The following is a 13,704-nucleotide window of genomic DNA, read 5'->3' on the forward strand; positions in this document are numbered from 1 at the left end:
CTGCTGGCATACAGACGCTGCGCTGAGCACAGGCCCAACCCGTTCTAAGCCCCGGCATTCGGAACAAAGGGGCTTCAATCAGGCCTTAACAAGCTCTATAGCCCGCTCGAGCCGTCTGAGCACACGCTCTTTGCCCAACAAGGCCAGGATGTCGAACATACCGGGGGTCTCGAGGCTCCCGGTGAGGGCGGCCCGCAAGGGCTGCATGACCGCGGCCGCCTTGACGCCTCTGGCCTCGGCAAAGGACTTGAGCAGGGGTTCGGTGCTTTCGGGCAGCATATCCGGCAGCTGGCCCAGTTGCTCTAGCAGTGCAGGTAGAAAAATAGCCCCCTCGCGCAGCTTGGCCAGGGCTTTTTCCTGCATGGGGTAGGCCTCGCTGAAAAAGTACATGGACCTGTCCACAAACTCCTGCAGGGTTTCGAAACGGGCCCGCATGGCCTCGATTACCTGTTTGAGGTAGGTTTCGGAGGGGTAAGAAAGCCCGGCCCGCTCGAGGAAAGGCTTCACCCGCTCGGCCAGGTCGTCCAGGGTCAGCACCTCGCGGATGTACTTGCCGTTCATCCATCTGAGCTTGTTCAGATCAAACACCGGCCCCCCCAGGCTGATGCGCTCGAGCCTGAAGTGTGCGATCATGTCCTGCAGGCTAAAAATTTCCCGCCCATCGGGCATGCTCCAGGCCATGGTGCCCAGGTAGTTGAGCAGGGCTTCGGGCAAAAATCCCTGAGCCCGGTAGTTATCCACACTGGTGTCCATCTTGCGCTTGGAAAGCTTGGACTTGTCGGGGTTGCGCAGCAGGGGGGTGTGGCACCAGACCGGCTCCTCCCAGCCAAAGGCCCGCAAAATCAGGATGTGAAAGGGGGTGCTGGTAATCCACTCTTCAGCCCGGATCACGTGGGTCACGCCCATCAGGTGATCATCGACCATGGCGGCCAGGTGGTAGGTGGGGTAGCCGTCGGCCTTGAGGATGACCTTGTCGTCCATGGCAGCATGGTCGAACTCGATGGGCCCACGCAGCAGATCGTGGACGATGGTCTTTCCCTCCAGGGGCACCTTCAAGCGCACCACGTGAGGCTCTCCCGCGGCTGCCCGGCGTTCGGCCTCCTCGACCGGGTAGTCGCGGTAGCGCCGGTTGTAACCCTGCTCCTTATGGCCGGCTTTTTGCGCGGCCTCGCGGGCAGCCGCCAGCTCTTCCGGGGTATCGAAGGCGCGGTAGGCGGCTCCTTTCTCCAACAGCATCTGCACATGTGCGCGGTAGATGTGCAACCGCTGCGACTGGACATAAGGGCCGTTGGGGCCGCCCTTGGCTGGCGACTCGTCGGGAGAAAGCCCCAGCCAGTCCAGCATCTCCAGAATGCGCCGCTCAGAGGTGGGGTTGTAGCGGGTTCGGTCGGTATCCTCGATGCGCACAATGAATTTTCCCCCGTGCTGTTTGGCAAAAACATAATTGAACAGGGCCTGGTAAGCCGTCCCCACATGGGGGTCACCGGTAGGACTTGGTGCAATGCGCGTGACAACCATATTCGATAGCTTAAGGCCCAGCGCCCAAAGCTGAAAGCCTGGGGGCATTTGGTTATACCTCTCACGGCCGCCTTAGCGGCGGGTGTTACCCTAAAGGGGTAAATGGAAGCGGCATTGCAAAAAAGTCATGGTTCCATCTCTGGCCCCAGCACCCGCCTCGAGGCCGTCGGGCTGGTTAAGCGCTATGGCAAACGGGAAGTGGTGCGGGGGGTGAACCTCGAGCTCACCCGCGGCGAGATTGTGGCTCTATTTGGCCCTAACGGGGCTGGAAAAACCACCACATTCTACATGTTGGTGGGCTTTATTGAGCCCAATGCTGGGCAAATTCGCCTGGGCGGTCGCGATATCTCCCGGCTACCCATGTATAAGCGGGCCCGACAGGGCCTGGGCTACCTGCCCCAGGAGCCCTCGGCCTTCCGCCGCATGACCGCAATGGAAAACCTACTGGCGGTGCTGGAGTTTCAGCCCCTTTCCAAAAACGAGCGAACCCAGCGGGCTTTAGAGCTGCTCGAGGAGCTAGGCATCGCTCACCTCAAAGACAAATACGCCTACACCCTTTCGGGGGGCGAACGGCGACGGCTGGAAATTGCCCGGGCCTTGTGCACCAACCCCGACTTCATCCTGCTGGACGAGCCTTTTACCGGCGTAGACCCCAAAAACGTCCACGACATCCAGAAGCTCATCTCCGAGCTGCGCGAGCGGCGCGGGGTGGGTATCTTCATCACCGACCACTCGGTGCGCGAGACCCTGGCCATCGCCGACCGCATCTACCTGATGTACGACGGCCAGATGGCCTTTCAGGGCTCACCAGAAGAGTTTGCCCGCGACGCAGGGGTGCGGATGCACTATCTGGGTGATGAGTACGAACTTTGATGGCATTGTTTTGCTTGAGGACTAATAAACCTTGAATAGCTAGGGGGTGCGGAGTAAAGGGGAAGTTCGGCAGTGCCGCTGTGGCTCACATTTTCCCTCCTGGCCTCCTCGCCTCTCTCCCTCTTCCCGCTTATGACTTTCTGGGCCATCCTGATTCTTCTGGTACTTGTAGCCAGCCTGGTGGCCTATGTGGGCGACCTGGTGGCCAAGCGCGTGGGAAAGCGCCACTGGCGTTTTTTGGGCTTGCGTCCCAGGGCCACCGCAACCCTGGTAGCTGTGGGCACCGGGGTACTGATTGGCCTGGGGGCGTTTGGGGCGTTCTTCTTAGTGGTGCGGGACGCCCGCGAAACCATTTTGCAGGCCGAGGCGGTGCGGCAGGAACGCAACCGGCTGCGCGCAGAGGTAGAGCGACTAGAGAGTCGTGCGGCCAGCATCTTTAGCCAGTACGAGCAGCTCAAAACAGAGCGCGATGAGTTCGAGAAAAACAACATCCTACTGGCCCGGCAACTCACCCAGAACGTCGAACTCCAGCGCCAAACCCGCCAAGACCTCGAGCAGGCCCTGGTCGAGCGGGAGAAATTGCGTCAGGAGGTAGAAAAGCTTCAGGCTGCCAGCGCCACCCAGCGCGAAGCCCTGGAGCAGCTCAGGCAAATTCGCTTGAATCTGCTGCAAGAAAAAGATAAGCTCCTGCGAGAAAAAGCGCGGTTGCTGGCCAGCGGTGAGGAACTTTCGGCCCAGGCCCTTAAAGCCGAGCAGCGGCTGCGGGAGTTCGAGGCCGCCAGCCGCGAGGCCAAAGCCAATCTGGTTCGCCTTCAGGCCCGTACCCGTGAGCTCGAGAGCCGCTTGCAGCAGCTCGAGGCTGAAAAGCGCAACCTCGAGGGGGATGTGGCCATTCTGGGGGGTGCCTCTGTCTCGTCAGCCCCCAGCGAGCATAGCCGCCTGCTCGAGGCCCTTCAACGCGACAACCTCGAGCTCAAAAACAAGCTCGTGGAGGCCCGACGTGAGCTACAACAATTGCGTGAGCGTAACCAGGTGATAGCCGCCAGTCTGGATAAGAGCCTTCGCATGAATCTGCTGGCTGAAGAGCAGGTAGTGCCTGGCAACGAACAAATGGCGCTGATCGAGATCACCCGGCGGGTTGACAACCGGGTTCGACTGATTGGCCTGCGCGGCGTGGAAGTAATGGAAAATCCGACCCTTACAAACCTCAAACCGGGGCTATTTCTGGCCCGTATCCAGAGCGTTGGCACCGATGGGCGGGCACGGGTAGTCATCGAGTACCGGGCCCGCGAACAAGCCTTTCCTCAGGGTGAGGTACTGGCCTCCACCGCCCTAGTGCTTCCTGCCAGCACGGGCGAGATGCGTCGTAAGTTCGGTGCATTGAGCCAGGTAGCCGAGAATCGACTTGCTGCAGCAGGTTGGATTCCCGAAAAACTGGCCCAGGGGGGAATTGCCCTCGAGGAGTTCGTAAGCCTGGCCTCCCAGCTTTCCGGCAAACGCGGCGGTGCACGCATTGCGGTGGTGGCTTTAGATAACCTCTACCCTACCGAGCCGCCCCGCCTGGGCCTCAAGCTGCTGCCATAGCTTTAGAGCAAGCCCTCCCCGCGGGGTTTATTCCTGGTGAGCTGTCAGCAGATTAAGATTTCTTGAATACCCAAAACGGTCGCACGCAGGCCTAAAAACCCCAGCCACCCGCAATAAATACCCCTGTTGCGCCCCGCAGGTATGGCTATTGATTACTCAACACCAACATATGAGAATGGGGAAGGTTTGTTGACGATGCACATGGTTCTTGTGTTTATTCTGCTGGCTTTCTCACAGGCCCTGGCCCAGGCCCCCCGCCTGACCACCCCCGAGGAGGTGGCCCGGGTGGAGGTGGTTCGCCGGGCTTTACCTGCGGTGGTCAAAATTTTTGGCATCCTGCGTGATCCGCAGACCGGCAACGAAGGCCCTACCAACGGATCGGGGTTTTTTTATGCCCCCAGCCGCATTATCACCAACTACCATGTGGTGCAGGATTTGCGCAATATCAGCGTGGAATTATTTGACGGGCGCTCGTTTCCTGCCCAAGTGTTTGCTGTAGACAAAGGCATTGACATTGCCATCCTGACCGTGCAAGGGGCAACGGCCCCAGCCCAGCTCTCCTTTGCCAGTTCGCAAAATTTACTGGTGGGCATGGGTCTGGTGGTCATCGGCAGCCCTTTCGGGCAGCGCAACCTGGCTTCGTATGGCATTCTGGCTGGAATCGGCCCCACTGCCGCAGAAAAAAATGACCTCGACCCCGAAGTTGGCGCAGAAATAGGCGACTTGCTCTTCACCGATGCGCGCATTGTGCAGGGCAGCTCGGGTGGCCCGGTGCTGGATTTACAGGGCCGGGTGGTGGGGGTAGCCAACGCCACCCTGGGCGACCTGAGCGGTGTTGGTGGGGTAGGGGTTGCCATTCCGGGCGACTTGGTGCGACAAAGCGTGAGCGACCTCGAGCGCTTTGGGGTGCCTCAGCGCGGCAACCTGGGCGCTACCCTGCTCGACCTGAGCGAGCTCGACCCCATCCTGCTGGGGCGGGTGGGCCTGCTCTCCACCCGTGGGGCCATGATCGAAAAGGTGCAACCCGGCGGCCCCGCAGCACGGGCGGGCTTGCGCCCCGCCCAGCGCGACCAGCGCGGTAAGCTGGTTAGCCTGGGCGACATCATCCTGGCGGTGGGGGGGCGCGCCATGCGCAACGCCAGCGAAGTCACCCAGACCATTGCCCGCTACCGCCCTGGCGACCGGGTCAATCTGACCATCTGGCGCAACGGGCGGCGGCTCGACGTTACAGTAACCATGATTGCGCGACGCTAAAGAAAGCCCTGGGTTTTTCAGCCCTTTAGCCTTCAGCTTACAAATGTCAAGTCTTCCGCTTTGGGCCTTTAGCTTTTAGCCTTAAGCAGATGTATATTGCGATTGAAGGAGTAATTGGGGTGGGTAAGACCACCCTGGCCAGGCTGCTGGCCGAGCGGCTGGGGGCCGAAAGTTTGCACGAGGTCGTAGAAGACAACCCATTTTTGCCTCTTTTCTATCAGGATCCGGTTCGCTATAGCTTCAAAGTACAGGTGTTCTTCCTGCTTTCACGCTACAAGCAGCTCTTACCCCTCTCGCAGCCCAGCCTTTTTGCTGGCGGGGTGGTGGCCGACTACATCTTTGATAAGGATGCGATATTTGCGGCCATGAATCTCTCTGGGGCCGAATGGGAGCTTTACAGCGACCTCTACTCCAGTCTGTCGCCCAAGATTCCCACCCCCGACCTGACCATCTATCTACGAGCGCCCTTGCCGGTTATTCTGGAGCGCATCCGCCGCAGGGGGCGGGTCTTTGAGAAGCAGATAGAGCCGGAGTACCTGGCTCGCCTCAACGAGTTTTACGAGCGCCATTTCGCCACCTACCCCCACCCACTGTGGATACTTGACACCCAGGAGTTCAACTTTGCCGAGCACAAGGCCGATCAGGACTGGGTGGTGCAGCGTGTGCAGGAAAAGCTGGGCCTCTCGGGCAGGCTCGAAGGTAAAACCAGCCCCGCATCTGTGAGCAACTTGAAGCGCTCGTAGACAATATCGGCAAATAACCAAAACCCAAAAAGCAACTACCAACCCGACCATCCTGTCACCCCAGACCCTACACGACCATGTATATCGCAATTGCAGGCAACATTGGCTCCGGCAAGTCCACCCTGACCGGGCTGCTGGCACAGCGCTATGGGCTCTTGCCCGTATACGAAGCAGTGGACGAAAACCCCTACCTGGCCGACTTTTACGCCGATATGGGGCGCTGGGCTTTCCAGTCGCAGGTGTTTTTCCTGGCCAAGCGTCTAAGGCAGCACCTCGAGCAGATCAACCCTGCCCAGCACGTGGTGCAGGACCGCACCATCTTCGAGGACGCCTTTATCTTCGCTCAAAACCTGTGGCTCGAGGGCCACCTCTCGGAGCGGGACTGGCAGACCTACCTGGCCCTCTACGACGGCATTGCACCCGCGTTGCGCAAACCCGACCTCTTGATTTATGTGCGGGCCTCGCTCGAGACCCTGCAGGCCCACATCGCCCGCCGGGGGCGCGACTACGAGCAGCGCATTCCCCAAGAATACCTGGCTTCGCTCAACCGGCTCTACGAAGCCTGGATTAGGGCCTACGACCTCTCGCCGGTGCTGGTGATTTCCAGCGACAGCGTAAACTACGCCGACGACGAAGAAACCCGCGAGCTCATGTATCGCATGCTGGAAGCCAACGGCCTGAGTAGGCCGTTGGTCTAATCCGCCGCCACGCCCACCTTCTGCCGGATCTCGGGAATGCGGGCCAGGAAGTGCCCGGTGGGGCTGCTGGCCTGGGCCACGTCCTCGGGCGTGCCTTCGGCCACGATCTGACCACCCCTGGCCCCGCCCTCGGGCCCCAGGTCGATCACCCAGTCGGCGGTCTTGACCACATCCATGTTGTGCTCAATAACCACCACTGTGTTGCCCCCTTCCACCAGGCGGTGCAGCACATGCAGCAGCTTGGCGGTGTCCTCGAAGTGCAGGCCGGTGGTGGGCTCGTCCAGGATGTAGAGGGTGCGTCCGGTGGAGCGGCGGCCCAGCTCGGTGGAGAGTTTGATGCGCTGGGCCTCGCCGCCCGAGAGGGTGGGCGAAGGCTGGCCCAGCTTCATGTAGCCCAGCCCCACATCCACCATCAGCTGCAGTTTGCGGGCAATGGTGGGGATGTTCTCGAAGAAACCCAGGGCCTCCTCCACAGTCATGTCCAGCACATCGGCGATGTTCTTGCCCCGCAGCTTGACCTCGAGGGTCTCCTTGTTGTAGCGCTTGCCCTTGCAGACCTCGCACTGCACGTAAAGGTCGGGCAAAAAGAGCATCTCGATCTTCTTGGTACCGTCGCCACCGCAGGCCTCACAGCGTCCCCCCTTGACGTTGAAGCTGAAGCGCCCGGCCTCGTAGCCGCGCTTGCGGGCTTCGGGGGTCTTGGAGAAGAGGTCGCGGATCTCGTCGAAGATGCCGGTGTAGGTGGCCGGGTTGGAGCGAGGCGTACGGCCAATGGGCGATTGGTCAATCTCGATGACCTTGTCGAGGTGCTCGAGGCCTTCCAGGCCCTCGAAACGTCCGGGTATGGTTTTGGCCCGCATCAGGTCTCGGGCCAGCGCCGCGTAGAGGATGTCGTGCACCAGCGTAGACTTGCCCGATCCCGAGGGCCCGGTGATGGCCACAAACTTACCCAGGGGAATTTTCAGGTTAACCCCTTTCAGGTTGTGCTCGCGCGCCCCCTTGACCACCAGCCACTTGCCGTTGCCCTTTCGGCGGGCCTTGGGAACTGTAATGTGCTTGCTACCGCGCAGGTAAGCCCCGGTCAGGCTATCTGGATGCGCCAGGATGTCCTCCAGCCGCCCCTGGGCCACCACCTCACCCCCGTGCACCCCGGCCCCCGGCCCCATGTCCACAATCCAGTCGGCCTCGCGCATGGTCTCTTCGTCGTGCTCCACCACCAAAAGGGTATTGCCCAGGTCGCGCAGCTTTTTGAGGGTGGTCAGGAGGCGCTGGTTATCGCGCGGGTGCAACCCGATGGAGGGCTCGTCCAGGACGTACAGCACCCCGGTCAGGCCCGAGCCTACCTGGGTGGCCAGCCGGATGCGCTGGGCCTCGCCGCCCGAGAGGGTGTTGGCCGCGCGGTCGAGGGTCAGGTAGTCCAGGCCCACGTCCTCCAAAAAGCCCAGGCGGCTGTGGATCTCGCGCCAGATGGGTGCGGCCACCTGTACCTGAAACTCACTCAGGTTGCGGTATTCGGTAGGTTCAGCCAGGCCCTCGAGGGAAATACGAAAGGCTTTGAGCTGCGCGCCCACCTCCACCACCTGGTTACAGGCCAGGGCTTCAAAAAACTGCTTGGCCTCGCGCACCGGCAGGTTGGAGACCTCGGCGATGTTGAACTGCCCCACCCGCACCGAGAGCACCTCGCGCTTGTAGCGGGTGCCCCCGCAGGCCGGGCAGGCCTTGAGGGTCATGTAGGCCTCCAGGGCCTCGCGCAAGCCCTCCGACTCGGTCTCGCGGTAGCGGTTTTCCAGCCAGGGAATCACCCCTTCGTAGCTCACCATAAAGCGCATGGTCTCGCGCCCGTTGCGTCGGAAGACCACCTCGAAAGGCTGGGGCAGGCCATGCAGCACCGCCCGCTGGGCCTCCGGCGCGAGCTGCCTGAAAGGGGTCTTCATGTCGAAGCCGAGGTACTCTGAAAGCGCCCGCAGCCGATCCCACAGGTAGCCCTTGCCATTGTCGCGGCCCTTGCTCCAGGGGATGATGGCCCCCTCCGCCAGCGACAGCTCGGGGTTGACCACCAGCTCCTCATCGAAAACCTGGTTGTAGCCCAGGCCGGAGCAGTCCGGGCAGGCCCCGTAGGGGGCATTGAAGGAAAAGATGCGGGGCTCGAGCTCTTCCAACACGCTGCCGTGCTCCGGACAGGCAAACTTCTCCGAAAAAAGCTCCTCTTTGCCGTTATCGGGGTACAGGACGCGCATTAGCCCCTCGCCGCGCAGCAGCGCCAGCTCCACCGACTCGGCGATGCGGGCGCGCTCCTCCGGCTTCAAGACCACCCGGTCGACCACCAGGTCAATGTCGTGCTTCTCGTATTTTTCCAGCTTGAGGCCCAGGGCCTCTTCGATGGTATAGATCACACCATCCACCCGTACCCGCGCGTAGCCCTCCTTTTGCAGCTGCTGGAACTCCTTGCGGTACTCCCCCTTGCGCCCCCGCACCACCGGAGCCATCAGGATGGCCCTGGTGCCCTCGGACTGGTGAAAAAGCCGGTCGGTAATCTCCGAGGCCGACTGCCGCTCGATGGGCCGCCCGCAGTGGGGGCAGTAGGCCGTGCCCACCCGCGCAAACAGAAGGCGCAGGTAGTCGTGCACCTCGGTCACGGTGCCCACCGTGGAGCGGGGGTTGTGCGAGGTGGTTTTCTGGTCTATGGAGATGGCCGGCGAAAGCCCCTCGATGCTTTCCACATCGGGCTTTTCCATCACCCCCAAAAACTGCCGCGCATACGAAGAAAGCGACTCCACATACCGCCGCTGTCCTTCGGCGTAAATGGTGTCGAAGGCCAGGGTGCTCTTGCCCGAGCCCGAGACCCCCGTAATGACGATGAACTGCCCGCGGGGCAGTTCAACGGTAATGTTCTTCAGGTTGTGCTCTTTGGCACCACGGACGACAATCTTGTCCATCCGCGGAGTATAACACCCGCGCTGGGGTTATGTAAATAACATACGCCACATCGCATAAATGGTGTATGATACAAAGTTTGGCCCCCGACCGAGGGGAGCCCACTGGGCTTTATCGCACCATCAGGTCGGCTACCCAGACGATCTCGCAGGCCCCGTTGCCGGTGTCGTAGCGCGCGGTGGAGGTTCTCCAGTAAAAGCCATTGGGGCCGGCCACGTTGACCAGAAAGCCTTTGATTTTAACCAGGTGCCCTGGCTTCAGGCGCTTCAGGCGCAGCTCAATGTTGGGGTTACCTGGAATCAGGTGCATGTTGGCGCTGCTGAGAATTATCTCTTCTTGCGGGATGGGTGGCTGGCGGAACCAGGCGTAAAAATAGAAGCGATCCGACTGCCAGATGCGCAGCTTGCTAAGCACCGCGGTGTCGGACATCCGCCCCCAGCCCAGGACCAGGTCTACCGGTGAGATGGCTGAGGCGGCATCGTAGCGGTAGAGACGCTTGGAAAGCACGCGGGCCTCGAGCTCGAAATAGGCCACCGGCCTGAACTGATAACCCGGCTTTTCCAGCCGCACCTCGCTCTCGCGCGAGAGCTGGGCCTGAAAGGGCGCATGTGGGGCCAGCACCCCCGGTGGGCGCTCGATAGGCCGGGTCTGCACATAGCGGATCAACCCCAAAACGCCACCCGCCAGCATCAGGAGTAGCCAGAACAGCCGCACCCCTGTAGTTTAGAGCGCTCTTCAATATTGAGCTGCCCACAACTTGATTGCTTTGTCCTGCACAGCACAGTGGCCTCCCGGATGGGGGGCAAGGTCTGTGAAGAGTGGGATGGGCAACTGCGCCCTCGAGCCCGGTTCAAATTTCGTCCTTGGCCAGGTCGTTGAAGCGCACATGCTGGGCGTGGAATTGCAGCTCTACCGTACCGGTGGGACCGTTGCGCTGCTTGCCCACGATGATTTCCGCGATACCCGCCTTCTCAGAATGAGGGTTGTAGTATTCATCGCGGTAGATAAACATCACCAGGTCGGCATCTTGCTCAATTGATCCCGATTCTCTCAGGTCGGAGAGCATGGGCCGCTTGTTGGGGCGTGACTCCACCGCCCGCGAAAGCTGCGAAAGCGCAATTACCGGCACGTCCAGTTCGCGGGCCAGGCCCTTCAGGCCACGGGAAATTTGGGCAATCTCCTGCTGGCGGTTCTCACCCCCGTTTTTGTTGCTGCTGGGGCCAGACATCAGCTGCAAGTAGTCAATTACAATCAGGCCCAATTTGTGCTGGGCATGCAGGCGGCGGGCTCTGGCCCTGAGCTCCATCAGGGTCATATCGGAGGTATCGTCGATCAGGATGGCGGCCTCAGAGATGCGGCCCGCCACATCTACTAAGCGGGAAAAGTCGCGGTCGGTGAGCTGGCCCTGGCGAAGCCGGTTCATGTCTATGCGGGCCTCGGAGCAGAGCATCCGGGTAACCAGCTGCACCGCTGGCATCTCCAGCGAGAAGATGGCCACCCCGGCCCCCTCGCCCCGCAAGGCCACGTTTTGCGCGATGGTCAGGGCAAAACTGGTCTTACCCATGCTGGGTCGCGCGGCAATGATGTTGAGTGAGCCGCTGGTAAGACCCCCAATCATGCTATCGAGCTCGCGGAAGCCGGTCTTGACCCCATCGACCTGGCCCTTGTTCTCGTAGAGCAGCTGGATGTGCTCGAAGGTTTCGTGAACAAGCTCCTTCATGCTCTGGAACTCGGACTTGGCCCCCTGGGTAGAGACCTCGAGCACCCTGCGCCCTGCCGTATCGAGAATGTCCTCGAGGCTCCCTTCTTCGTCGTAGGCCATCTTCATGGCCTCACCGGCAGCAGCTATCAGCTTGCGCAAGGTCCACTTCTCGGCCACAATGCGCCCGTAGTAGTCGGCATAAGCAGCCGTAGGGGTGTGCTCCGAAAGGCCCACCAGGTAGGAAAGCCCTCCCACGTTCTCGAGTTCGCCGCTCTGGCGCAACTCCTCCGAGAGCGTTACCAGGTCCACCGGGTCGCGCCGGGCCCGCAGCGCCACCATGGCTTCCCAAATTTTGCGATGGGCTTCTTTGTAAAAGGCATCGGCGGCCAGCAGACCCTCGAGCCGATCCAAAACCTCGCTGTCCAGCAGCACCGAGCCCAGCACGCTGGCCTCGGCATCCAAGTTGTGGGGCGGAACACGGCCCTCGAGCGGTGTGGTTGCCATTGCAATTCTCCTAAAGCAAAACCCTATTCAGCAAGTTTCTACTCTATTCAATTCGCAGAGGTTTGGCAAAGGCTCCTTAACTTGGGCGATTACAAACGCTTGCCAAGTCGGTCAAGCTCTGTTATATTTTTACCTGCTACCGGCGCATCGGTCCGCGATAGCTCAGCTGGTAGAGCGCTCGACTGTTAATCGAGTGGTCGCAGGTTCGAGCCCTGCTCGCGGAGCCAGAAAACCCAGGGAAACCTGGGTTTTTTTTATTTGACCGCACACGCTCGACCTCCCGCAGGCACAGCCTCCCCCCGCCCAGACAGCAAAAGAGGGGGCAACGCCCCCTCTTGTTCGCACCTTAGCGCCCTAGCGCCGCAGCTCAAAGTAAGTTTCGGCCAGAGGGACGCCCGCGTAAGAAACCGTGGTCTTGTACTGGCCGGTGCCCCAGTTGGTGCCGGTCTTGAGGTTGAAGATGTAGTGCCCGCTGTCGGGGTCGTAGCGCCAGGCCGTGGAGCCGGCGCTGAAGTCATCCGAAGTGGATTGCTCGTAGCTTTCGGTGGGAACACCCGTATTCACCAGCTTCAGCCGCAAGCCAGCAGCCAGGTCGGTGGCAGGGGTGCCATCCGCATAGCGGGGCGGGTAGAACTTGTGGGGGATGGTGGAGCCGCGCTTGTGGGCGCTGAAGGGCGCTGCTTCCCGCAGCGGCGGCAGGAACCCTACCCCGTTGGTATTCAGGCCCACAAACACGTTAAACGAGACCGGCGCGCTGGTGTTGGGGCTGGGATAGGCCGAGGAGTCGGTGGCCGTGCAGCTTACGGTGGTTAGGCTTCCAATGGCTAGCGTGCTGCCATTGGCCGGGGTGCACTGGATGCTTACCGGAGGCGAGACATTGTTCACATCGGTGGCCGAAATGCCCAGCCCCGCAATGTCCAGCACCGCGCCGTGGATGTTGGCCGCAATCAGGTTGACCTGGCCGGTGGGCACCCCCGAGAACACCGGAGGGGTGGTGTCTTGTACATTCACCTTAAAGCTGCCGCTGGCCAAAAGCCCACCCGAGTCGGTTACCGAGCAGTTCACCGTGGTCTGGCCCAGCGGGAAGGTGCTGCCGCTGGCGGGGTTACAGACCACCGCGCTGCTCAGGTCGCCATCCTGCTGGTCGGTGGCGGTAACCACATAGTTCACTACGGCCCCTGCACTGCTGGTGGCTTCGGCGGTGATGTCGGCGGGCAAGGTTAGCGATGGCGGGGTGTTGGGTGCGGCGCAGGTGCTGAAAGCCACGTAAATGGTGGCATTGCCAGCCGAGGTATTCAAGGCTGCCGGCGCACTGGTAATCACATTGAAGGGCACAATGGTGAAACTGCTGGTTCCCGTGCCGCCGCCGCTGGTATTCCTCAGGGTAACCGTAACGGCCCTGGCAGTGGCCGGATCGGTCGCCGCTCGAGCTGGCACGTTGACGGTAACCGGAACCGAGCCCGCCCAGGCCGTTCCGTTATATGTCCAGAGCGTATAAACCTGGAAGCTTGCAGGGTTATTCTGCCTCCCGGTAATCGTGTACGTGATGGTTACGGTCTCGTCGGGGAAGGTGGTGCAGTTCTGGCCGTTGAGGCTCACCGGCGTGGTGCTCGAGCCACCCAGACTGGCGCTTGCCGCGAGGTCGGACAGGGGATGCACCCCTGGCGTCCGGAGCGCAGGGGCCGGAGCGGAAATGCCTTCAGTAATGATGATTTCGGTAGGGCCAGGCTCGAGGGCAGGCTGACTATTGCAGGCGACAAAAATGCCCACTGCGCCAACAAGGAGACCAAGGCGCTGGACTGCCAACTTCCAATCCATACTATCCTCCCGACATTCCGCACCCCTCCACCCATGCCTTAGGATTTTGGGATGGAAACCACACCCAACCTACAGG

At 61.1% G+C, this 13,704-nt stretch carries 10 protein-coding genes and 1 tRNA gene; 6 read left to right on the forward strand and 5 right to left on the reverse strand.

Annotation, left to right across the window (positions count from 1 at the left end):
- Positions 1–78: 78 nt before the first annotated feature.
- Entirely contained in the window at positions 79–1,518 is a 1,440-nt protein-coding gene (gene gltX / locus ABWU19_RS01785; RefSeq protein ID WP_435900051.1) for a glutamate--tRNA ligase, read from the reverse strand.
- 102 nt (positions 1,519–1,620) lie between these two features.
- On the opposite strand from gltX, the gene lptB reads away from it, so the two are divergent.
- From lptB to ABWU19_RS01810, 5 genes are all read left to right on the forward strand, one after another.
- On the forward strand, positions 1,621–2,391 hold the full coding sequence (gene lptB / locus ABWU19_RS01790; protein ID WP_435900052.1) for an LPS export ABC transporter ATP-binding protein: 771 nt from the start codon (positions 1,621–1,623) through the stop codon (positions 2,389–2,391).
- 132 nt (positions 2,392–2,523) lie between these two features.
- Entirely contained in the window at positions 2,524–3,975 is a 1,452-nt protein-coding gene (locus tag ABWU19_RS01795) for a DUF3084 domain-containing protein (protein ID WP_435900053.1), read from the forward strand.
- A 195-nt stretch (positions 3,976–4,170) separates the two neighbouring features.
- Entirely contained in the window at positions 4,171–5,229 is a 1,059-nt protein-coding gene (locus tag ABWU19_RS01800) for a S1C family serine protease (RefSeq protein ID WP_435900054.1), read from the forward strand.
- Between the two features lie 89 nt (positions 5,230–5,318).
- Positions 5,319–5,972, forward strand: coding sequence for a deoxynucleoside kinase (locus ABWU19_RS01805; RefSeq protein WP_435900055.1), 654 nt, complete (start codon positions 5,319–5,321; stop codon positions 5,970–5,972).
- Positions 5,973–6,049: 77 nt separating this feature from the next.
- The gene (locus ABWU19_RS01810; RefSeq protein ID WP_435900056.1) at positions 6,050–6,670 is read left to right on the forward strand and encodes a deoxynucleoside kinase; all 621 of its coding nucleotides are present in this window, start codon (positions 6,050–6,052) and stop codon (positions 6,668–6,670) included.
- Here the strand turns inward: ABWU19_RS01810 and uvrA are convergent.
- The 3 genes from uvrA to dnaB all read right to left on the reverse strand — a co-directional run bounded on the left by uvrA (position 6,667) and on the right by dnaB (position 11,810).
- Positions 6,667–9,606 (reverse strand): excinuclease ABC subunit UvrA, encoded by a 2,940-nt coding sequence (uvrA, locus tag ABWU19_RS01815; protein ID WP_435900057.1) that lies wholly within the window; start codon positions 9,604–9,606, stop codon positions 6,667–6,669. The two genes, ABWU19_RS01810 and uvrA, sit on opposite strands and share 4 nt — an antisense overlap.
- A 109-nt stretch (positions 9,607–9,715) precedes the next feature.
- Positions 9,716–10,318 carry a hypothetical protein gene (locus ABWU19_RS01820; RefSeq protein ID WP_435900058.1) on the reverse strand — a complete coding sequence of 201 codons (603 nt, stop codon included), beginning with the start codon at positions 10,316–10,318 and terminating at the stop codon, positions 9,716–9,718.
- A gap of 136 nt (positions 10,319–10,454) precedes the next feature.
- Entirely contained in the window at positions 10,455–11,810 is a 1,356-nt protein-coding gene (gene dnaB / locus ABWU19_RS01825) for a replicative DNA helicase (RefSeq protein ID WP_435900059.1), read from the reverse strand.
- A 151-nt stretch (positions 11,811–11,961) separates the two neighbouring features.
- Here dnaB and ABWU19_RS01830 point away from each other — a divergent pair.
- A tRNA-Asn gene (locus ABWU19_RS01830) sits at positions 11,962–12,037 on the forward strand.
- 127 nt (positions 12,038–12,164) lie between these two features.
- On the opposite strand, the gene ABWU19_RS01835 is transcribed toward ABWU19_RS01830, so the two are convergent.
- Positions 12,165–13,628: an HYR domain-containing protein gene (locus tag ABWU19_RS01835; protein WP_435900060.1), complete on the reverse strand. Its 1,464-nt coding sequence runs from the start codon at positions 13,626–13,628 to the stop codon at positions 12,165–12,167.
- Positions 13,629–13,704: the final 76 nt, after the last annotated feature.

Source organism: Meiothermus cerbereus (genome assembly GCF_051297115.1).
GTDB classification, from domain to species: domain Bacteria; phylum Deinococcota; class Deinococci; order Deinococcales; family Thermaceae; genus Meiothermus; species Meiothermus cerbereus_A.

Bases quoted from the DNA above. Each gene is read 5' to 3' on its own strand.
- gltX (WP_435900051.1), bottom strand. From the start codon at position 1,518: ATGGTTGTCACGCGCATTGCACCAAGTCCTACCGGTGACCCCCATGTG.
- lptB (WP_435900052.1), top strand. From the start codon at position 1,621: ATGGAAGCGGCATTGCAAAAAAGTCATGGTTCCATCTCTGGCCCCAGC.
- ABWU19_RS01795 (WP_435900053.1), top strand. From the start codon at position 2,524: ATGACTTTCTGGGCCATCCTGATTCTTCTGGTACTTGTAGCCAGCCTG.
- ABWU19_RS01800 (WP_435900054.1), top strand. From the start codon at position 4,171: ATGCACATGGTTCTTGTGTTTATTCTGCTGGCTTTCTCACAGGCCCTG.
- ABWU19_RS01805 (WP_435900055.1), top strand. From the start codon at position 5,319: ATGTATATTGCGATTGAAGGAGTAATTGGGGTGGGTAAGACCACCCTG.
- ABWU19_RS01810 (WP_435900056.1), top strand. From the start codon at position 6,050: ATGTATATCGCAATTGCAGGCAACATTGGCTCCGGCAAGTCCACCCTG.
- uvrA (WP_435900057.1), bottom strand. From the start codon at position 9,606: ATGGACAAGATTGTCGTCCGTGGTGCCAAAGAGCACAACCTGAAGAAC.
- dnaB (WP_435900059.1), bottom strand. From the start codon at position 11,810: ATGGCAACCACACCGCTCGAGGGCCGTGTTCCGCCCCACAACTTGGAT.
- ABWU19_RS01835 (WP_435900060.1), bottom strand. From the start codon at position 13,628: ATGGATTGGAAGTTGGCAGTCCAGCGCCTTGGTCTCCTTGTTGGCGCA.